Below are 19,453 nucleotides of genomic sequence, written 5' to 3' on the forward strand. Positions count from 1 at the left end.
AAAAAAGGTGAGCCCGGGCTCACCTTTTTGCGCTCTGCACCACCGAGGATTCACTCCCCCAGATGCAGCCAGGCCGCGATGGACAGCTGCAGGCCCACCAGGTCGGCATGGTGGAACAGGGCATGCAGTGATGCACGATCCCCGGCCACCTGCACCATCAGACGCTGTTGCGCCTGCAGGTCGGCCAGCCAGGAGGGGGGCACCGTCAGCGTGCCTGCCGCCTCGGCAACCAGGGATACCCCCTCGAGCAGGGCATGCAGCGCCCGTTGTTGTTCGCCAGCATCGCCACTCTCGAGCCAGAGCTGCTCATGATGCTGCCAGTGCAGCAGACCCAGGGTAATGCTGACCTTCCGATCTTTGCCCACAATCCTTTGCAGGGGCTGCACGGCCAGTGGCTTGCCAAGCCCAGCCAGCCTGTATCCGCGCTGCGCCTTGGACTGGGCACCCAGCCGCAATCCTCCCAGCGCCGCCAGCTTGCTCGCCAGGGTGAACAGGGCGCGGGCATCGCCGGATTTCAGCTCCAGCTCCAGCTCGTCGATCCCGATACGCCCCAGGGCACCGACAATCTCCCCCTGATCCCAGGCCAGCTCGATCTCGGCATCTCCGAATGCGATCAGCCAGTGGCGGCGCAGGAAATCGGTGCTGAACTGGGCCACCAGACGGCTCTGGAGTTCATCGCGCACCACCAGACTCGGCCAGATATCGGCAGGAAAGGCAGACAGGGTCGGAATGGTTCCCTCCACCGGGGTGTTGTACTCGGGTCTGGCGTGCAATCCGCCCACGACCTGCCCCCGGCACTTGATGGTCTGCTCGGAAAAATCATCGCTGCGACGAATGCGCAACCCCATCTCGAGCCCACGCAAACCCAGATCGGGCGTGTCGAAATAGACGTTGCCAAGAGCGGCTTGATTGGAAGAGATAATCTCTAGTGAATTCAGAAGGTTGGAGAGGGATTCTTGAATATTGCTGGTGACGAAAAACTTTATCTCGATCTCAGTTTGCATAGTCATTCCGGGCTGGCGGGCAACTTTGGGGGGCATGTTCAGGGTCGCGAGGATATAATGCCAGCGACAGTTCACGATTAATTCACGGTTTTATTGATGGCACAGTTCGGTTACCATGCGCCCCTCATAAAATCGTATCGAGTGTTTTTTCACCGACACAGGTTTGGCCATGCCAGTAAATACTATTTTGGGTCTTTTTGCCAAGTCCCCCATCAAGCCGCTGCAGAAGCATATCGTCAAGGTTCACGTGTGCTGCGAACAGCTCATTCCCTTCTTTGATGCCGTCGCTGAAGACCGCTGGGAAGATGCCGAGAAGATCCGGCAACAGATCGCCCAGCTGGAAAAAGAAGCGGACATCCTCAAGCGCGAAATCCGCTTGAAACTCCCCCGCGGCCTGTTCCTACCGGTCGCCCGTACCGATCTGCTGGAGCTCTTGACCCAGCAGGACAAGATTGCCAACCGTGCCAAGGATATTTCCGGTCGCATGCTTGGCCGCAAGATGGAATTCCCCACCGAGATGCGCGCCGATTTCATGGCCTATCTCAAACGCTGTATCGATGCGACCGCCCAAGCCGAAAAAGCCATCGGAGAACTCGATGAGCTGCTCGAAACCGGCTTTAAAGGACGTGAAGTTGAAATGGTTGCCGAGATGATCCACCAGCTGGATCTCATCGAGGACGATACTGACACCATGCAGATCGGACTGCGCCAACAGCTGCAAGCCGTTGAGCACAAATACAATCCGATCGACGTTATGTTCCTCTACAAGATCCTCGAATGGGTAGGTGACCTGGCTGATCAGGCAGAGCGCGTTGGCGCCCGTCTGGAATTGATGCTGGCTCGTTCGTAATCGACTGACTGGGTAAACACTACTAATGGACATTATCGCGAATTACGGCACCACCCTGGTGCTCGTGGCGGCCTTGTTCGGCTTTTTGATGGCCTGGGGCATTGGTGCGAACGACGTCGCCAACGCCATGGGCACATCGGTCGGCACCAAGTCCCTGACCATCCGTCAGGCGATCATCATCGCCATGATCTTTGAATTTGCCGGTGCCTATCTGGCCGGTGGCGAAGTGACGGCCACCATCCGCAGCGGCATCATCGACAGCAACGCCTTTGCCGACACGCCGGATCTGCTGGTGCTCGGCATGATCGCCTCCCTGCTGGCTGCGGGTCTGTGGCTGATCCTGGCCTCCTATTTCGGCTGGCCCGTCTCCACCACTCACTCCATCATCGGCGCCATCGTGGGCTTCGCCGTGGTGAGCATCGGTCCGGAAGCGGTACAGTGGAACAAGTTTGGCGGCATCGTCGGCTCCTGGATCATCACGCCGGCCATCTCGGGCATCATCGCCTACTTCATGTTCATCAGCGTGCAGAAGCTCATCTTCAACACGGACAATCCCCTAGACAACGCCAAGCGCTATGTCCCCTTCTACATGTTCCTGACGTCCCTGGTCATCTGCCTGGTCACCATCAAAAAAGGGCTGACACACGTCGGTCTGCACCTGAGCAATGGCGAAGGCGCGCTGCTCTCCGTCGCCATCTCTATCGCGGTGGCGTTTGCCGGCTGGATCTATATCCGCGGCCAGCAGTACAACCCGAAAGATGACAGCAAGATGCACTTCGCCAACGTGGAGAAGGTGTTCGGCATCCTGATGATCATCACCGCCTGCGCCATGGCCTTCGCCCATGGCTCCAACGACGTGGCCAACGCCATCGGTCCACTCTCTGCAGTCGCCTCCATCGTGGCGGCCGGCGGCGAGATCGGCGGCAGCTCCCACATCGCCTGGTGGATCCTGCCCCTTGGCGGCATCGGCATCGTCATCGGCCTGGCCACCATGGGCGAGAAGGTGATGGCGACCGTCGGCACCGGCATCACCCACCTGACCCCGAGCCGTGGCTTCGCAGCCCAGCTGGCCACCGCAGCCACCGTGGTGATCGCCTCCGGCACCGGTCTGCCCATCTCCACCACCCAGACCCTGGTCGGTGCCGTCATGGGCGTCGGTCTGGCACGGGGCATCGCGGCCCTGAACCTGGGCGTGCTGCGCAACATCGTGGTCTCCTGGGTCATCACCCTGCCCGCGGGCGCCATCCTGGCCATCGCCATCTTCTACGTGTTGCAGGCCTGCTTCTCCTGAGCAGCCCACGCCGCACGACAAAAAGCCCGGGTCATTGACCCGGGCTTTTTTATGCTTCGCCCATATCACGCCGTCGATTGAGCGTCGATCGGCTGCAGCGTTTACTCCTCGATAAAGGTCCACTCGTCGCGCACCCGGCTGATGGCATCGAGCCGCCGCTTGGCAAGCTGCTCGCGGATTGCCTCCCCTTTGAAGCCGGCCGCCACTATCTCCTTGACCGGCACAGCCTGCGCCGCCTCCAGGGCCTGAGCGACATAGTCCGGCTGACTGTAGACCTTCTCTTCGAAGCCGGTACGACCGTGGAAGTCGGCGCGACAGGCATCGAGCAGCTGGGCAAAGCGCTCCGGTCTGCGCCAGGCATCGGCCTTGTCGAATACCTTGAGCAGGGTCGCGGGCTTGAGCTCGAAGGCAATGTGGATATGGGTGTGCAGGTCGCTCACCAGCAGTGCCAGATCGCGACACTCGTTCGGCACCCGGAAGCGCTCGCAAAAATCGCGAATGAGCGGCAACCCCTTCTGGCCATGGCCATGATGGCTCGGCCAGAAGGCGGGCGGGGTCAGCCCCTTGCCAAAGTCGTGGCAGAGGGACGCGAAGCGCACGGTCAGTTCGGGGGAGAGACGACATGCCTGCGCCAGCACCATCATGGTGTGGATGCCGGTGTCGATCTCCGGGTGCCATCTGGCAGGGGCCGGCACACCGAACAGGGCATCGAGCTCGGGGAAGAGCGCCTTGAGTGCGCCGCATTCGCGCAGCACCTCGAAGAAGATCTGGGGTGTCGGCCCCAGCAGCACTTTTTCCAGTTCCTTCCAGACCCGCTCCGGGGTCAGGTGGGCCAGCTCTCCAGCCTCCGTCATCTCGCGCATCAGCCCCAGCGTCTCGGGGGCCACCACGAACCCCTGGGCATGGAAACGGGCGGCGAAGCGCGCCACCCGCAGGATGCGCAGGGGATCCTCGGCAAAGGCCGGCGAGACATGGCGCAGCAACCGCGCCTCCAGATCCTGCACGCCGCTGTAGGGATCGTGCAGTTGCCCGTCCTCATCTTCGGCGATGGCGTTGATGGTGAGATCCCGGCGCAGCAGATCCTGCTCCAGCGTCACCTCGGGGGCGGCATGGCAGACGAAGCCGGTGTAACCCTGCCCCTGCTTGCGCTCGGTGCGCGCCAGGGCGTACTCCTGCTGGGTTTTGGGGTGAAGAAAGACTGGAAAGTCTCGGCCCACCTGGGTGAATCCGAGACCCAGCATCTGCTCCACCGTGGCGCCGACCACCAAGTGATCCCGATCCCCCTGGGGCAATCCCAACAGGCGATCCCGCACCGCCCCTCCGACCAGATAAATCTGCACGCGCACTCTCCCTCGATAAACTTGCCACGATGATACCGCTTTTGGCCAAGAGAGACGATGTGAACCCGTCGCACCAGGCTCGCCATCACTCGGCCGGGCGGCGGCTTCCCGTCATCGTCCCGGGCGACTCAGCCCGTGGTTCGAGCCAGCTCCCCTTATGGTATCCGGGTCTTTGACATCCCTTTTGGGAGGCTTTAACCTGCCGCCCATAACAATGGAATGGATCCTTATGTACACACAGTTCTTCGGTCTGTCGGAGCCCCCGTTCTCCATCTCGCCCAACCCCAAATACCTCTATATGAGCGAGCGTCACGGGGAGGCCCTCGCCCACCTCAACTACGGGTTGCAGGACGGTGGTGGCTTCGTGCTGCTGACCGGGGAAGTGGGTACGGGAAAGACCACCGTCTCCCGCTGTCTGCTGCAGCAATTGCCCGCTGACACCGAGATCGCCTACATCCTCAATCCCTCTCTGACCGAGCGGGATCTGCTGGCCGCCATCTGCGACGAATTCCAGTTGCCCTACGGCGAAGAGGCCAGCCTCAAGCAATTGTTCGACCTTATCCGGGATCATCTGCTGGCGAATCTGGCGGCAGGCAAGCGCAGCGTGGTGCTGGTGGATGAAGCCCAGCACCTGCTGCCCGGCGTGCTGGAGCAGTTGCGACTGCTCACCAATCTGGAGACAGACGAGAAGAAACTGCTGCAGGTGGTGCTCATCGGCCAGCCCGAGCTGCAACAGATGCTGCGCCAGCCCCTGCTGCGCCAGCTGGCGCAGCGGATCACCGCCCGCTATCACCTGCTGCCGCTGTCGCGCCAGGATGTGGATGCCTATGTCCGCTTCCGGTTGCAGGTGGCAGGCTGCGTCCAGCCCATCTTCACCCCCAGGGCCATCCAGACCCTGCATCGCCTCTCCGGGGGCATTCCCCGCCTCATCAACCTCATCTGCGACCGCGCCCTCATCGCCGCCTTCGCCCGTGGCAGCCACAAGATAGTGCACGGGGACATCAGCCAGTCCGCGTATGAGGTGAGCGGCATTCGCGACGAGGGGAGCTGGCAATCCGGCCTCACGGTCGCCCTGGTGGGCGCCCTGCTGGTCGCCACCGGCTGGTGGGGCTGGCAATTCTTTGGATTCTTCCCAGCCCGCCCCCTGGTCAAGGTCGAGGTACCGGTCAAGGTGGATGACACGCCGGAGCAGCAGGCCCAGCTGACCCGCGCCATCAATCAGGCGCTGGAGCCGGACGTCGCCATGCAGAATCTCTACAAGGTATGGGGCTACCAGGCCGAGCTGGAGGAGGCAACCTGCGACAATGCCCCCCGTGCGGGCCTGCGCTGCCAGGAGGGAGAAGCCTCCCTGGCGCAATTGCAGGCGCTGCAATACCCGGCCCTCATCAGTCTCACCGACGAGACCGGCGGCCTCTATTACGCCACCCTGGTCAGCCTGGGGGCGGACAAGGCTTCCCTGCTCATCGGCAACCAGAGCTGGCAGGTGGACAGGCAGTGGCTCTCCGACGCCTGGGGCGGCAGCTACACCCTGCTCTGGCGCATGCCCAGGGGCAACGTGCCCCTGATAGCGAGCAATGCCGGGGCTGCCCAGGTGCAGTGGCTGGACAACGCCCTTAGCCGCGCCATGCAGCAACCCGATCGCAAGGTGAGCCGCTTTGACGCCACCCTCAAGAACAAGCTGCAACAGTTCCAGCGCGAGCAGGGACTGACCCCGGACGGCATCGCCGGCAGCAACACCCTGCTGCGGCTGAATGTGGCCTCCGGCGAACCCATGCCCAGGCTGGAGGATGAATCCCTGCGAGCCAGCACGCCGGTCGATCTCGACAGCGTGGCGGATGATGAGACGGATCCCATGGTCGAGGAGGCCTCCTGATGTCCACCCTGCTCAAGGCCCTGCGCCGGGCCGACCAGCCCCAGTTCACCCCCCATATGCCGCTCATGGGTCTGCCCGTGAGCCAGGAAGAGGAGCCCAACCGCCGCTGGATCTGGTGGGCCCTGGTGCCCCTGGCCCTGGTGATGGGCGCCGCCGCCAACTATGGCTGGCACCTCTATCACCTCAAACCCGTGGAACAGCAGGTCGAAGTGAAGGAAGTGGTGACTCCCCCCTTCGTGCGGGTCGAACCCAGGCCCATGATCACCCGGCCGCTGCCGCCCCCCCTGCCGGAGCCCGTGGTCGCTCCAAGACCTGCCGCAACCCCGGCTGCGACTACCGCAAACCAGGGGGGACAGAGTCTGGCAGAACGGCTGATGGCCGCCCTCAACAACACGCCGCTGGTGGAAGAGAGTGCGCCCCAGGCTCAGGTCCAGACCAGTGCCATCCCCCTCGGCGCCCTGGCCCCGGCCCTGAAACAGCAGGTACCGTCCCTGACCTATGGTGCCCACAACTACTCCTCCGACCCGGCCAAGCGGGCCGTCGTGCTCAATGGACGGGAGTGGCGCGAGGGGAATGAGATCGCCCCCGGTGTCATCCTGGCAGCCATCGCCCAGGACTACATCGTCCTGCAGGTCGACGGCCAGTATGCCAGCCTCAAGGCGCTGCAAGACTGGCGCGGCTGATCTGCCGGCATCCGGTGGCCCTCCCCCGGGAGGGTCAGCGCCCATTCTGAGGGAGCCCGAGAGCTCCCCTTTTTCATCAATAACCTACACTCGACCATTGCCATGCGCCGGGTCGGGGATCGCCCTCCTGATGGCGGGCGGACTTATCATCAGAACATGAGCACACTGTGAGCCACTCAGACAACACCACCTTCGCCACCCGCATTCTGGACTGGTACCAGATCCACGGCCGCAAGACCCTGCCCTGGCAGCAGGACAAGACCCCCTACCGGGTCTGGGTCTCCGAGATCATGCTGCAACAGACCCAGGTTGCCACTGTCATCCCCTATTACGAGCGGTTCATGGCCCGCTTCCCCGACGTGCTGGCCCTGGCCAACGCCCCCATCGACGAGGTGCTGCATCACTGGACCGGGCTTGGCTACTACGCGCGCGCGCGCAACCTGCACAAGGCTGCCCAGCAGATCCGCGATCTGCACGGCGGCCTCTTTCCGGAACAACTGGAAGAGGTGATGGCCCTGCCCGGCATCGGTCGCTCCACCGCCGGGGCCGTGCTCTCCCTCTCTCTGGGCCAGCCCCACGCCATCCTGGATGGCAATGTGAAGCGGGTACTCACCCGCTGGCTGGCGCTGGCGGGCTGGCCGGGCCAGAAGCAGGTCGAGCACGATCTCTGGGAGCTGGCGACCCGCCTCACCCCGCGCGTCGGGGTGGCCCAGTACAATCAGGCCATGATGGACATGGGGGCCACCGTCTGCACCCGCAGCAAGCCCGCCTGCGAGCGCTGCCCGGTACAGGCCGATTGCCAGGGGCTGTCGCAGGGCAACCCCACCGCCTACCCTCACAGCAAGCCGAAGAAGAGCATTCCGGCACGCAACGGCATTATGCTGATCATCCGCCACGGCGATCAGCTGCTGCTGGAGAAGCGTCCGCCGCAAGGGATCTGGGGCGGGCTTTACTGCTTCCCGCAGGTGGAATCCCTCACCGAGGTGACCGGACGACTGCGGGAGTTGGGGCTGGAGGATGCCGCCTATCAGGAGCTCGCTGGATTTCGTCACACTTTCAGCCACTTCCACCTCGATATCCGCCCTTTGCTGATCGAAATGGCTGTTCCGCCCGCCCCCCTGCTCATGGAAGCGGATACCCGACTCTGGTATAACTTACGCCATCCTGCCGAGGTGGGATTGGCGGCGGCCACGGCCCGTCTGCTCGCCTACCCGGACTTACAACCAGACTTGCAACCACAGAGGTCAACATGAGCCGTACCGTATTTTGCCTGCGCCTGAAGAAAGAAGCGCCGGGTCTCGATTTCCAACTCTACCCCGGTGAACTCGGCAAGCGGATCTTCGACAACATCAGCAAGGAAGCCTGGACCGAGTGGCAGAAGAAGCAGGTCATGCTGATCAACGAGAAGAAGCTGAACATGATGAATCTCGAGCACCGCCAGTTGCTGGAAAAAGAGATGGTCAGCTATCTGTTCGACGCGGGTGAAGTCCAGATCGACGGTTACACCCCTCCCAGCCAGTGAGCGGGAATCGAGTCAAAGGGCCAGCGTCCCCCTGAGTCGTCAATATGCCGCAGGGTGACACCAATCCTGGCTCAGGCCAGTCAGTGACGGGCGGCCCCACCGCCCGGTTTGAGGATCTTATGGGTCGTTTTTTTGGGCTGCTGTGCGCCCTGCTGTTTCTCTCTGCCTGTTCATCCACACCCCAGACCAGCGGGGGTGGCGATGATGATCTGGTCAACGGCAAGGACGTGCGCGGTTTTGAACACATGATCAGTGCGCTCTCCCATAACGTGAACGAGATATGGGGGCGCGAGGCGCTGTTCGCGGGCAAGTTTGACTACGTCAAATACACGGATCAGTACAAGAGCCGCGCCCACATCGATTTCTCCAGCGGTCACATCATGGTGGAGACCGTCTCGGGTCTGGATCCCCGTGCCCACCTGCGTCGCGCCATCATCGAAACCCTGCTGACCCCGGACGATCCGGCAGAAGTCGACCTTTATTCCGACCGTGAGATCATGCCAGGTGGCGAGCCCTTCCTCTATGGCCAGGTGCTGGACAACCAGGGACAAGCGATCCGCTCCAGCTGGCGTGCAGAGCGTTATGCCGACTATCTGATCGCCAACGCGATGAAGAAGCGCACCCTCGGGATCCGCAACATCTTCTTCATCGACATTCCCATGGTGGCCAACCACGAAGACAGGCGCGGCTACAAATACGCCAGCATCATCCGCGATGCCTCCCGCAAGTACGGGGTCGCCGAGAGTCTCATCTACGCGGTGATCAAGACCGAGAGCAGCTTCAACCCCTATGCGGTCAGCCACGCCAACGCCTATGGCCTGATGCAGGTGATCCCGGCTACCGCTGGGCGGGATGTCTATGTGAGGGTCAAGGGCAAGGATGGCCAGCCGACCAGGGAAGATCTGTTCAATCCGGCCTACAACATCGATGTGGGGACCGCCTACCTGCACCTGCTGCAGACCGTCTATCTGGCGGATATCCAGGATCCCCAGTCCCGCCGCTATGCGGTGATCTCCGCCTACAACGGTGGTGCGGGAGGGGTGCTCAACACCTTCTCCAACGATCGCAAGGCGGCCCCCGGCATGATCAACCGCCTCTCCCCCGAGGCCGTCTATCAGGTGCTGACCGAACAGCATCCCAAGGCAGAGGCTCGCCGCTATCTCTACAAGGTCAATCAGGCCGAGAAGGGGTTCAAGCGAACCGTCGCAAGCCGGGCTGGCTGATGGCATGCAAGAAGGGCGCTCCTGGAGCGCCCTTCCCATTTACTGTGGCCTGAAAACTTACTTGGCGATGAAGCCACCCTTGCTCAGGGGCGCTGCCCCCACCTTCTCCAGGTGTTCCACCTCGACTTCGGTCTTGTTCCAGCTGTGGTCCACCTCGCCGCGCACGCGGATCAGATCGTCAGGGCCCACCTCGGTACCGCGCCACACGTCACCATCCACCTCCACTTCCACCTCGCCGCTGTCGTCACGGAACAGGTAGTTTTCGCCACCCAGGTGTTTGACCAGCTTGCCTTCCAGGGTCACCCACTGATCATCGGCCACGTCTTTCAACTGGGCGACCGATACCTTGTTCTGCTCCTTGGGGCCGGTGTAGGCCGCCATGGCGAAAGAAGAGACGGACATCAGGGCCACCAGGGCGATTGCTTTTGCGTTGTTCATTTCATGCTCCTGTCTTTGCTGTATGAGGGCATCTTGCCCGGGGGCGCGTGAAACAAACGTGAAGCCTCCCCATTCAGGGAGGAGTGATGTGATCGCAAGCGATTAAATGGCCACGGCATGCTGCAAAAATGTATTCGAGTGGATACCTTTTCACCTGGCCATGCGGGTTCCCAGCCCGCCGCCATCGAGGAACAGCCCGCAGGCCCGCCCTGCCCCATCCATGAGAACAGCTACATGAACAAATGGCTTTTGTGTTTATTGGGTCTCTTCGCCCTCACGGCCCATGCCGCCGAGACACGTCCCCCCTTCTCCCGCATCGTGATGTTCGGCGACAGCCTCTCCGATACCGGCAAGATGTACGACAAGATGCGCGGTTACCTCCCCTCCAGCCCGCCTTACCATCAGGGCCGCTTCTCCAACGGCCCGGTCTGGCTGGAGCAGCTGACCCAGCAGTTTCCCGGGCTGACCATCACCAACGAAGCGGAAGGGGGAGCCACTGCCGTGGCCTACAACAAGATCTCCTGGAATCCCAAGTACCAGGTGATCAACAACCTGGACTACGAGATCACCCAGTTCCTGGAGAAGGACAGCTTCAAGCCGGACGATCTGGTGATCCTCTGGGTCGGCGCCAACGACTACCTGGCCTATGGCTGGAACACCGAGCAGGATGCCAAGCGGGTGCGCGACGCCATCAGTGACGCGGCCAACCGCATGGTGCTGGGTGGCGCCAAGCAGATACTGCTGTTCAACCTGCCGGATCTGGGCCAGAACCCCTCGGCCCGCAGCCAGAAGGTGGTGGAGGCGGCCAGCCATGTCTCGGCCTACCACAACCAGCTGTTGCTGAACCTGGCTCGCCAGCTGGCGCCTACCGGCATGGTGAAACTGTTCGAGATCGACAAGCAGTTCGCCGAGATGCTGCGCGAGCCGCAGAACTTCGGCCTGAGCGACACCGAGAACGCCTGCTATGGCGGCGGCTACGTGTGGAAACCATTCTCTTCCCGCAGCGCCACCACCGACAGCCGACTGGCCCCCTTCAGCGCGCAGGAGCGCCTCGCCATCGCCGGCAACCCCCTGCTGGCCCAGGCCGTTGCCTCCCCCATGGCGCGCCGCAGTGCGGGTGAGCTGAACTGCGAGGGCAAGATGTTCTGGGACCAGGTCCATCCCACCACAGTGGTGCACGCCGCCCTGAGCGAGCGGGCCGCTGCCTTCATCGAGCAGGAGTACGAGTTCATCCCCCGGTGATGCTCCTCTTATGCAGCAGGCCGACGTCCGTCGGCCTGTTTTGATCCCTTCATCGATTGTTTAATGAACACACCATATGACACCCGTCACAATTCGGATTCATACTACCCCCCTCTCTCCCCGGACTCCCCTATGATGGGCATAGTTATCACAATATGTTTTATATCAGTTGCTTGTAGATAAAAGAAAACGAGCTACGTTTAAACATGTTGTGGCTGAACGCAAGGCCCAACCCATGAGGCGAGGCGACACAGATTCGTCCTCCCCACCAACAAGATTGCAGAGGCATCTATGAACAAAACACTGATTACCTTGCTGGTTTCAGGCCTGCTTGCGGCCAATGCCCAGGCTGCCGGACAAGACAACACCTGGTATGGCGGTGCCAAACTGGGTTGGTCCAACTTCTACGGCGTGGATGAAAGCCAATCCAATACCAAAATCGATGATGACAATGATGAAGTCGGTGCCGGTGCCTTCGCCGGTTACCAGATCAACCAGAACCTGGGTGTCGAGCTCGGCTACGACTACCTGGGCAAATTCAAGTACAGCGGCACTCGTAAAGGGGCAGCCTTCAGTGACTCTGTCGAGGCCCAACTGGCCCAGCTGACCCTGAAACTCGGCTTCCCGGTGGCAGACAATCTGGATCTCTACGGTCGCCTCGGTGGCGGTTACGGCTGGACCAGCAGCGATGAGCTTGGCAGTGACAGTCGTTTCACCTTTGTCGGTGCGCTGGGCGCCGAATACGCCCTGAACCTTGACTGGGCAGCCCGCCTCGAATACCAATACAGCTCTCCTTACGGTAGTAAAGATGACACCGGTCTGCGCATGGACAACGGCCTGCTCTCCTTGGCCGCCGTCTATCGCTTCGGCCAGGTCGCCCCAGTCGTGCCGGCCCCCGCCCCGGCTCCGGCCCCCGAGCCCGTGGTGGTCGACAAGCAGTTCACCCTGAGTTCGGACGTGCTGTTTGACTTCAACAAGGCCACCCTCAAGCCGGAAGCCGGCCAGGCACTGGATACCCTCTACAGCCAGATCGAGGAAGCCAGACCCAAGGATGGCTCGGCCACCGTCATCGGCTATACCGACCGCATCGGTTCCGATGCCTACAACCAGAAGCTCTCCGAGCAGCGCGCCCAGACCGTTGCCGATTACCTGATTGGCAAGGGGCTGCCTGCCGGCAAGGTCAATGTGGAGGGGCAGGGCAAGAACTCCCCCGTCACGGGCGACAGCTGCACCAGCAAGTCCAAGCGTGAGCTGATCGTCTGCCTGGCCCCGGATCGCCGGGTAGAGGTCAAGGTACAGGGCGTCTCGGAAGTACAGCAATAACCCTGCTGACCCCATAAAAAAAACGGGAGGCCAATGCCTCCCGTTTTTTTATTGCTCCGACGCCGCTCAGCCTCGCGAGCGCACGTCCGCCGCGATCTGGTCCAGCAACAGCTGCCAGCCCTGGCTCAATTCGTCCACCAGGGTGCCATAACCATCGGCCGGCAAGACGCGCTCCTGCTGGAAGGGCACATCCCGCAGCACGACCCCCTCCTCCGTCAGCAGCCGCCAGCGACCGCTCAGCAGGGCACGGCCATCGTGCCGCCCCTGGAAGCGCTCGACCGAGATGCTCAGCACAGGCCCCTTGCGGGCCCCGTCCTGACGCACCACCCAGCCAGGCAAGCGGCTGGAGAGGCCATTGAGGGTCAACTGGTTCAACTGGGCATCGAGGGAACCTGCCCAGCGATGGTACTCGGCAAAGTGCAACTCCTTGCCCTCCAGCTGATAGACCAGGCTCATCCGGTCAAGCTGACCGGACAGGGCGACGGGGCGCAGCACCAACTGGTGCTGCGGCTGCGCCGTGGTGACACTCGACGGCGCCGTGTCAGCATCCAGCGAATAGTAATGCAGCGTCGTCGGCGCACTGCCACATCCCGCCAGCAGGCCCAGCAAGGCCAGCGTCAACATCCGTTTTTTCATCATTTTCCTCGCTTGGGCTCGGGATCCCGCGGACGAGCGCGGTCAAAGATCAGCGAACTCGGCTGCTCGTTCAGTGAATGGACCAGAGGTTGCAACTCACTCATCAGCTGGTTGAGTGATTGCACCGACTGACGCAGCTCCTGATTGGTCTGGGAACCGGCATCATAGGTCTGCAACGTCTCCTGCAACTGCTTGAGGCTCTGGTTGAGGGAGGCCGGCAACTGCTGGGTCGACTGCTGACCGGTAAACTGCTCCAGATTCGCACTCACGGCACTGACATGCTTGAGCGTCTTGTCCAGTGTCATCAGGGTGCTGTTGACCTGAGTGAGGGTGGTGGCCATGTCCATGTCGACGAACTTGTCGAGGATGAGGTTCACCTTGCGTTCGATCTGATCCAGACCGGCCTGGGCAGTCGGGAAGACCTGATAGCCCGCCATCTTGAGCGGCTGATAGACAGGCGCATCCGGATAGAAGTTCAGATCGATCACCTTGCCCCCCGTCAGCAGGCTGGCGGTCTTGAGGCTAGCCCTCAGCCCTTCCTTGAACTGCTTGTTGAACAGGGCCCGCCACTGCTCCTTCTCCGCATTGGCATAACGGTGGGAGAGACGCTGCACCTCGATGCGCGCCAGCACCGGGATCTGCCGGCTCTTGAATAGCTGGACGCCCTTGTCGTCGATGAGATAGGGAGCCGAGATGACGGTACCGACCCGGATGCCGCGATATTGTACCGCCGCGCCGGGATGCAGCCCGCCCACATCATTGTCGAACAGGAAGACATAGTCGATGAACTGATCCAGGCTACCGGCCAGCACGCTCTCCTCGTCCTTGAACAGCACGAACTCGTCGTTCTGTTTCACCGGTTCCCCCGGCAACCAGCCGGGAGGCAGCCCCATGGTGATGCCGCCGTTGATCAGGCTCTCCAGCGAGTCCATCTTCACCTTCATCCCCTCGCTGCTCATGGAGACCTCGAAGCCGGGCGTCAACCAGAACCGGGAGTTGCTGCTCACCAGGACGTCATAAGGCGCGTTGATGAAGAGCTGGTACTGCATCTCGCTCTTCTCGGGCAGGAACTTGGCCTCTTCGACCTGACCGATGGTGAATCCCTGATAGCTGATGGGGGAACCCGCGCCCAGCGCGTTGGCATCCCGGCTGGACAGGGATAGCCGCAATCCCCTGGCATCCAGGGATGCCAGGGGCGGCCTGTCCAGCATGGCGTATTCGCTTCGCGCCCTGCCCTTCTTGCCGGGAGAAAGCTCGATATAGGCACCGGAGAGCAAGGTGCCAAGACCGGAAACGCCTTCACGCCCGACCCTGGGCTTGACCACCCAGAACTGGCTGTCTTTCTTGAGCATGCCGGCGGCGGCATTGGTCAGGCGAGCCTTGAGCACGGCATGGCTGTAATCCTCGCTGAGCTCCACCGTCTCGATACGGCCCACCTCCACTTCACGCGAACGGATCACCGTCTTGCCCGCCACTATGCCCTCGGCGGTCGCCACCGTCAGGGTGAAGCTCGGCCCTTGTGAATACCAGTGCTGGAACAGCATCCAGGCGCCGATGAAGAGGGCCAGCAAGGGCACCATCCAGATAGCGGCAGCCGAACTCATGAAATCAGAGCCCGGTTTCCACCTTGTCTTACGCTCACTCACGTTCGCGTTCTCCTTGTTGTAAATCCCAGATCAGGCGGGAATCGAAACTCATGGCAGCCACCATGGTGACCAGTACGACCCCGGCAAAGGCGACGGCCGCAGGGCCAGGGTAGATGGTCATCAGATTGTCCAGGCGGATGAGACCGGCCAGGATGGCCACCACGAAGACGTCGATCATCGACCAGCGCCCCACAAATTCGGTCATGCGATAGAGCTTGAGCTTGCGCAGCGGCGAGGCCGACTGGCCACTTTGCACCGCAAAGCAGAGCCACAGCAGCGCCAGGATCTTCACCAGGGGTACCACCACGCTGGCGAAGAAGATGACGGCGGCGATGGGGTAGGACCCCATGGCCCACAGCAGTACCACCCCCCCCATGATGGTCGAGGGACTGTCATCCCCCAGAAAGACGGTATCCATGATGGGGTAAAGGTTGGCGGGAATATAGAGGATGATCGAGGTGACGAGCAGAGCCCAGGTGCGGTTCAGGCCACCCGGTTTGCGCTGGTGCAGGTGATCGCCGCAACGCACGCAGGTATGGGCATCCCCCTCATTCAGGGCGCCGCAGATGTGGCACCCCACCAGCCCGGACGCCAGGGCGCTGGCCTCGGGATCCACCTCTCGGGCGGCGGTCGGCCCGAACAGTCGCTGCCACAGCCACATCCTGTCCAGGGACGAGATCATCTTGATGAGCAACAGGGTATAGCCGACGAAGGCCCAGAACGACAGCCCCATCTTGATGTCGGCCATGCCCATCAGCTTGACCAAAGAGATGAGCACCCCGATGAGGAAGACATCGACCATCAGCCAGGGCTTGATCCGGCACAGCAGGCGGCCGAGGGATCTCAGGGCATGGCTGTGCAGATCCTTGTCCAGGCGCCACAGCACCAGCATGATGGAACCGATGTAGACCAGCGGCAACCCGATCAGGGTAATGCTCAGCACGGCCCCGAGGAACAGGTAGCCTTGATCCACCAGGGTGGTGATGCACTGCAGGAAGGTCATCTCCTGCCCCACCCCCTTGGCCGAGAACGACATGAAGGTAAAGGCGTTGGAGAGCACGAACATGATGATGGCCGCAAAGCCATAGGCGATGGGCCTGCGCTCCTGCTCCGGCAGATGACGAGTCAGGGTATGGCCGCAGCGCGGACAACTGCTCGTCTCCCCCACGGCCAGCTCGGTGGCCGGCACCAGCAGGTCACACTCTTCGCACGCCGTTGCGTCATGGGTATAGGTGGTTGGATGTTGGTGTGAAACCGGATGCAAATTGAGACCCCAGCGTGAGGCCCGCCACGGGGCCAGAACCGCCAATTATTGCAGCTGTTGCCCACGCCCACCAGCCCTGTCGTTGCACCATCCGCGGCGGGGATGAGAATGACTTTGACAAGGCAGTGACCATTTAGCACAATCAAACGCCACTTTTTTTCCGCGGGACAATAATTTATGACAACCGAATCCCCAAGCTACTCCACCATTGAGCAGGCCTTCTCCCTCGGGAACGGGCAAGATTCCGCCCTCAACTGGTTGCGCAAGAACCGCAGCCAGGTCGCCATCTTCCTGGTAAGCGGCATCAAGCTGGAGGGGACCATCAGCGGCTTCGATCAGTACAGCGTGCTGCTGACAGATGCACACGGCAACCAGCAACTGGTCTACAAGGCCAAGATTTCCACCATCGCCATGCACTCCGGCCGCCCTGCGGTCAGCATCCAGCGCGCCCGCAAACCACGCGTCTCCATGGCGCCGCGCCCCCACGGTGCACCGAGCCGCTATGACGACAATCAGGGTGGCAGCAGCGAGCAGTAAATCTCGCCACTGCCCATCCTGACGGTGTCGCTGCGTCAGCCAGTGACATCTGCTCCCCACTCTCATGTTTCGCCTGTCCCGTATGAGAGTGGGGCTTCTCTCCCGAGCAGGTTGTTGACCCGCTCGTCTTCGTTACTCAGTAGGTCAACCCGACCGGTTTTCCCTCTCTGACCATGCAGACCTGCATACCGGCCGCTTCACCGGCCTGTGCGCCTATGCCCGTGTCCTCGAACACCAGACATTGACCGGGCTCGACCCCCAGGCGTCGCGCCACCAGCAGGAAGGTGTCTGGATGGGGTTTGTGCAGCTCCACGTCGTCGGCGGTGACCACCACGGGGAAATACCGATCCAGCCCAGTGTTGCGCAGCACCGCTTCGGCATTGATGCAGGGGGAACCTGTCCCTATGCCCATGGGGATCCGGCCGTGATAGCGTTCCACCAGATCCAGCATGGCCGGGAAGGGGGTGGCCTTGTGCAGGTTGGCGACATAGTGTTCGGTCTTGCAGCGTGTCACCACCAGGGGATCCAGCGCGATCTGCTGCACTTCGGCCACCAGCAGGGCTATCTTGCGGCTGGGCATGCCTCCCAGCTCATAAAACCAGTCGGCGTCGAACCGAAAGCCAAACTCGCGGGCGGTGTGCTCCCAGGCGGCCAGGTGCAAGGGCATGGAGTCCACCAGAGTGCCGTCGAGGTCGAAAACCAGGCCTTGAAATCCGGATAGGGTCATGGTGCAGGATCTGTCTGTGAAAAATGGGCCCCCATTCTAGCCAGAGCGCGGGCGCATCGCCATGCGCCAGATGGCGAGAAACGCTTGCCACCTCATTTATACAGGGCGGCGTGGATCTGAAAGCCCGCACGTATACAGATCAGCATGGATCTGATGCCGGGCAGGCAGCCCCCACGCAGGTGTCAGCGATAGGCCAGGGTACAGGCCCGCCCTTGTGATTTGGCGTGATAGAGTGCCTGATCCGCCTGCTCGGTCAGGGTTTGCCACTCCTTGTCCGATGACGGGACCAGATAGCTGAACCCGATGCTGACGGTGAGTGTCGCCGCCACCCGGGAAGCCGGATGGGGAATTTGCAAGGCGTCAAGGCCGTGGTGGATCTGCTCCGCCAGCCGCTCCGCCTCTCCCGGCTGCGGTGAACACAGCAGGATGACAAACTCCTCCCCCCCATAGCGGGCCACCAGGTTGGTACGCCGCCGCTCGGTATCCTGCAGCAGTGCCGCCACCCGCTGCAGGCACTGATCCCCCTTGCCGTGGCCGAAGTGATCGTTGTAGGACTTGAACTCGTCCACATCGATCATCAGCACCGCCAGCACGCCCTGATGGCGGCGAGCCCGCTCCCACTCCCGTTCCATGGTGATGTCCCATTGGCGGCGGTTGGCGATGCCAGTCAGGGGATCTTCCAGAGACAGCAGGGAGAGGCGCCGGTTGGCCTCCTCCAGCGCCCGGTTGGTATCGGCCAGTTGCCGGGTCCGCTCCTGCACCCTCAGCTCCAGCTCCCGATTGAAGCGCTCAAGCTTCTCCTGGGTGCGCTGGCGGATCAGCAACTGGGAGAGCACGGCGGCATACTGCTTGAAGATCTCGCTCTGATACGCCTTGAGGGGGCGCCGCCAGAGCAGGTTGTCGGCGGCGATCCAGCCGATGGGGGTACTCCCGTCCCAGAGCGACACCATGGCGTTCCAGCCGCGACCCACCTCCTGCTTCTCGTAATAGAGAGGCGTGTCCTCCAGCACCAGGACATAGTCCTTGCGACGCAGCGCCTCCTGCACCGTGGGATGATCCGGAATGGGGCTGATGAAATGGCGCTCGTCGATGAGCTCACCCGCCTCGTTGGTACCCCAGGTACCGTGCATGGTCTTGAATTCACTGTCAGTCAGGAAGATGGCGATGCGATCGAACTGCAACTCCTGGCGGGCCAGTGCCACCGCGTCGTGCAGCAAACGATCCTCGCTCTCGCAGCGGGAGAGCTTGACCCCCACCTGATGCAGCGCCTGCAGCATGCTGAGGAAAGAGTCCTGCAGGGCCTGGCTGCGCACGAGGTCTGCCTGGGTGTGGAGCCGCTGATCCCGCTCCAGATCCACCTGTCCCGCGAGTCGCCGACTCTCGAGCTCGGCGGCGAGATAATGCATGAGCAGCTGGATGCTCTGCTGCTGGCGTCTTGGCAGGCGATCGAGACGACGGCGGGTTTCCAGATAGACCACGGCCTCCAGCCCCTTGTGACGCTTGAGGGGGAAGCAGGCGCGCAGGCGTGGTATCTCCGGCTCGACGCTCTCCCGCTCCCAGATGGCACGGGTCGGCGCGATGGGTTCCACCAGCAACTGGCCGAGCGCAAGGGAACGTTCGATGAAGAGGATGGGCAACTCGAGGGAAGAGAGGATGTCAGCGCTCAGGCAGAGCAGACCCTGTTCCGGGCGATAGTGATAGAGCTGGGGCGTCGGTGCTCGCAACCACAGATAGATCTGTTCGGCCTCGGTCTTTTCTCTGACCGCAGACAGCGTCACTTCACAGAGGTGTTCAAAACTGGTGAAGTGCTCGGGATCCCATTCTTCCATGCCGACTCATCCTTGATTGTATCCA

General features: G+C 62.0%; 18 protein-coding genes. 10 read left to right on the forward strand and 8 right to left on the reverse strand.

The window, feature by feature from the left end:
- Nucleotides 1-50 precede the first annotated feature (50 nt).
- Nucleotides 51-1,004, reverse strand: a complete 954-nt coding sequence (locus ACNPAA_RS05550) for an inorganic triphosphatase (protein ID WP_270806954.1) — start codon at nt 1,002-1,004, stop codon at nt 51-53.
- Nucleotides 1,005-1,173: 169 nt separating this feature from the next.
- Here ACNPAA_RS05550 and ACNPAA_RS05555 point away from each other — a divergent pair, with 169 nt between their 5' ends.
- Nucleotides 1,174-1,854: a TIGR00153 family protein gene (locus ACNPAA_RS05555; RefSeq protein WP_010675736.1), complete on the forward strand. Its 681-nt coding sequence runs from the start codon at nt 1,174-1,176 to the stop codon at nt 1,852-1,854.
- Between the two features lie 25 nt (nt 1,855-1,879).
- On the forward strand, nt 1,880-3,145 hold the full coding sequence (locus tag ACNPAA_RS05560) for an inorganic phosphate transporter (protein WP_069784272.1): 1,266 nt from the start codon (nt 1,880-1,882) through the stop codon (nt 3,143-3,145).
- Between the two features lie 101 nt (nt 3,146-3,246).
- Here ACNPAA_RS05560 and ACNPAA_RS05565 read toward each other — a convergent pair whose 3' ends face one another.
- Complete coding sequence (locus ACNPAA_RS05565) at nt 3,247-4,485, reverse strand: multifunctional CCA addition/repair protein (protein WP_417891632.1); 1,239 nt, start codon at nt 4,483-4,485, stop codon at nt 3,247-3,249.
- Between the two features lie 229 nt (nt 4,486-4,714).
- Between ACNPAA_RS05565 and ACNPAA_RS05570 the strand changes: the two genes are divergently transcribed.
- From ACNPAA_RS05570 to mltC, 5 genes are all read left to right on the forward strand, one after another.
- Nucleotides 4,715-6,358: an ExeA family protein gene (locus ACNPAA_RS05570; protein WP_010675739.1), complete on the forward strand. Its 1,644-nt coding sequence runs from the start codon at nt 4,715-4,717 to the stop codon at nt 6,356-6,358.
- On the forward strand, nt 6,358-7,041 hold the full coding sequence (gene exeB, locus ACNPAA_RS05575; RefSeq protein ID WP_042882413.1) for a GspB family T2SS assembly factor variant ExeB: 684 nt from the start codon (nt 6,358-6,360) through the stop codon (nt 7,039-7,041). Before ACNPAA_RS05570 ends, exeB begins: the two co-directional genes overlap by 1 nt.
- Before the next feature lie 167 nt (nt 7,042-7,208).
- Complete coding sequence (mutY, locus tag ACNPAA_RS05580; protein ID WP_042014850.1) at nt 7,209-8,294, forward strand: A/G-specific adenine glycosylase; 1,086 nt, start codon at nt 7,209-7,211, stop codon at nt 8,292-8,294.
- A complete protein-coding gene (locus ACNPAA_RS05585) occupies nt 8,291-8,563 on the forward strand; it encodes an oxidative damage protection protein (RefSeq protein ID WP_010675742.1) in 273 nt (90 codons plus the stop codon). Before mutY ends, ACNPAA_RS05585 begins: the two co-directional genes overlap by 4 nt.
- 119 nt (nt 8,564-8,682) lie before the next feature.
- Nucleotides 8,683-9,786: a membrane-bound lytic murein transglycosylase MltC gene (mltC, locus tag ACNPAA_RS05590; protein ID WP_041211728.1), complete on the forward strand. Its 1,104-nt coding sequence runs from the start codon at nt 8,683-8,685 to the stop codon at nt 9,784-9,786.
- Between the two features lie 57 nt (nt 9,787-9,843).
- On the opposite strand, the gene ACNPAA_RS05595 is transcribed toward mltC, so the two are convergent.
- Nucleotides 9,844-10,224, reverse strand: a complete 381-nt coding sequence (locus tag ACNPAA_RS05595) for a YgiW/YdeI family stress tolerance OB fold protein (protein ID WP_039040598.1) — start codon at nt 10,222-10,224, stop codon at nt 9,844-9,846.
- A 234-nt stretch (nt 10,225-10,458) separates the two neighbouring features.
- On the opposite strand from ACNPAA_RS05595, the gene ACNPAA_RS05600 reads away from it, so the two are divergent.
- Both ACNPAA_RS05600 and ompA read left to right on the forward strand, forming a co-directional pair.
- Nucleotides 10,459-11,466: an SGNH/GDSL hydrolase family protein gene (locus ACNPAA_RS05600; protein WP_417891633.1), complete on the forward strand. Its 1,008-nt coding sequence runs from the start codon at nt 10,459-10,461 to the stop codon at nt 11,464-11,466.
- A gap of 291 nt (nt 11,467-11,757) precedes the next feature.
- A complete protein-coding gene (gene ompA, locus ACNPAA_RS05605; protein ID WP_417891634.1) occupies nt 11,758-12,789 on the forward strand; it encodes a porin OmpA in 1,032 nt (343 codons plus the stop codon).
- 66 nt (nt 12,790-12,855) lie between these two features.
- Here the strand turns inward: ompA and ACNPAA_RS05610 are convergent, their stop codons facing one another.
- From ACNPAA_RS05610 to ACNPAA_RS05620, 3 genes are read right to left on the reverse strand one after another with little or no spacing between them, the layout of a single operon-like run.
- Entirely contained in the window at nt 12,856-13,425 is a 570-nt protein-coding gene (locus ACNPAA_RS05610; protein WP_417891635.1) for a PqiC family protein, read from the reverse strand.
- Complete coding sequence (gene pqiB, locus ACNPAA_RS05615; protein WP_039040601.1) at nt 13,425-15,071, reverse strand: intermembrane transport protein PqiB; 1,647 nt, start codon at nt 15,069-15,071, stop codon at nt 13,425-13,427. Before pqiB ends, ACNPAA_RS05610 begins: the two co-directional genes overlap by 1 nt.
- Nucleotides 15,064-16,335 carry a PqiA/YebS family transporter subunit gene (locus ACNPAA_RS05620; protein WP_417891636.1) on the reverse strand — a complete coding sequence of 424 codons (1,272 nt, stop codon included), beginning with the start codon at nt 16,333-16,335 and terminating at the stop codon, nt 15,064-15,066. The genes pqiB and ACNPAA_RS05620 overlap by 8 nt, the downstream gene beginning before the upstream one ends.
- Nucleotides 16,336-16,512: 177 nt before the next feature.
- On the opposite strand from ACNPAA_RS05620, the gene hfq reads away from it, so the two are divergent.
- A complete protein-coding gene (hfq, locus tag ACNPAA_RS05625) occupies nt 16,513-16,872 on the forward strand; it encodes an RNA chaperone Hfq (RefSeq protein WP_010675750.1) in 360 nt (119 codons plus the stop codon).
- A 136-nt stretch (nt 16,873-17,008) separates the two neighbouring features.
- On the opposite strand, the gene ACNPAA_RS05630 is transcribed toward hfq, so the two are convergent.
- On the reverse strand, nt 17,009-17,599 hold the full coding sequence (locus ACNPAA_RS05630; protein ID WP_180907076.1) for an HAD family hydrolase: 591 nt from the start codon (nt 17,597-17,599) through the stop codon (nt 17,009-17,011).
- Between the two features lie 182 nt (nt 17,600-17,781).
- Nucleotides 17,782-19,428, reverse strand: coding sequence for a diguanylate cyclase domain-containing protein (locus ACNPAA_RS05635; RefSeq protein ID WP_417891637.1), 1,647 nt, complete (start codon nt 19,426-19,428; stop codon nt 17,782-17,784).
- Between the last annotated feature and the right edge of the window lie 25 nt (nt 19,429-19,453).

The organism is Aeromonas sp. PS2Canimalfood6 (assembly GCF_048276795.1).
GTDB lineage: Bacteria > Pseudomonadota > Gammaproteobacteria > Enterobacterales > Aeromonadaceae > Aeromonas > Aeromonas caviae.

Bases quoted from the DNA above. Each gene is read 5' to 3' on its own strand.
- ACNPAA_RS05550 (WP_270806954.1), bottom strand. From the start codon at position 1,004: ATGCAAACTGAGATCGAGATAAAGTTTTTCGTCACCAGCAATATTCAA.
- ACNPAA_RS05600 (WP_417891633.1), top strand. From the start codon at position 10,459: ATGAACAAATGGCTTTTGTGTTTATTGGGTCTCTTCGCCCTCACGGCC.
- ACNPAA_RS05585 (WP_010675742.1), top strand. From the start codon at position 8,291: ATGAGCCGTACCGTATTTTGCCTGCGCCTGAAGAAAGAAGCGCCGGGT.
- ACNPAA_RS05635 (WP_417891637.1), bottom strand. From the start codon at position 19,428: ATGGAAGAATGGGATCCCGAGCACTTCACCAGTTTTGAACACCTCTGT.
- hfq (WP_010675750.1), top strand. From the start codon at position 16,513: ATGACAACCGAATCCCCAAGCTACTCCACCATTGAGCAGGCCTTCTCC.
- ACNPAA_RS05610 (WP_417891635.1), bottom strand. From the start codon at position 13,425: ATGAAAAAACGGATGTTGACGCTGGCCTTGCTGGGCCTGCTGGCGGGA.
- exeB (WP_042882413.1), top strand. From the start codon at position 6,358: ATGTCCACCCTGCTCAAGGCCCTGCGCCGGGCCGACCAGCCCCAGTTC.
- mltC (WP_041211728.1), top strand. From the start codon at position 8,683: ATGGGTCGTTTTTTTGGGCTGCTGTGCGCCCTGCTGTTTCTCTCTGCC.
- ACNPAA_RS05570 (WP_010675739.1), top strand. From the start codon at position 4,715: ATGTACACACAGTTCTTCGGTCTGTCGGAGCCCCCGTTCTCCATCTCG.
- ACNPAA_RS05595 (WP_039040598.1), bottom strand. From the start codon at position 10,224: ATGAACAACGCAAAAGCAATCGCCCTGGTGGCCCTGATGTCCGTCTCT.
- ACNPAA_RS05630 (WP_180907076.1), bottom strand. From the start codon at position 17,599: ATGACCCTATCCGGATTTCAAGGCCTGGTTTTCGACCTCGACGGCACT.
- ACNPAA_RS05555 (WP_010675736.1), top strand. From the start codon at position 1,174: ATGCCAGTAAATACTATTTTGGGTCTTTTTGCCAAGTCCCCCATCAAG.
- ACNPAA_RS05560 (WP_069784272.1), top strand. From the start codon at position 1,880: ATGGACATTATCGCGAATTACGGCACCACCCTGGTGCTCGTGGCGGCC.
- ompA (WP_417891634.1), top strand. From the start codon at position 11,758: ATGAACAAAACACTGATTACCTTGCTGGTTTCAGGCCTGCTTGCGGCC.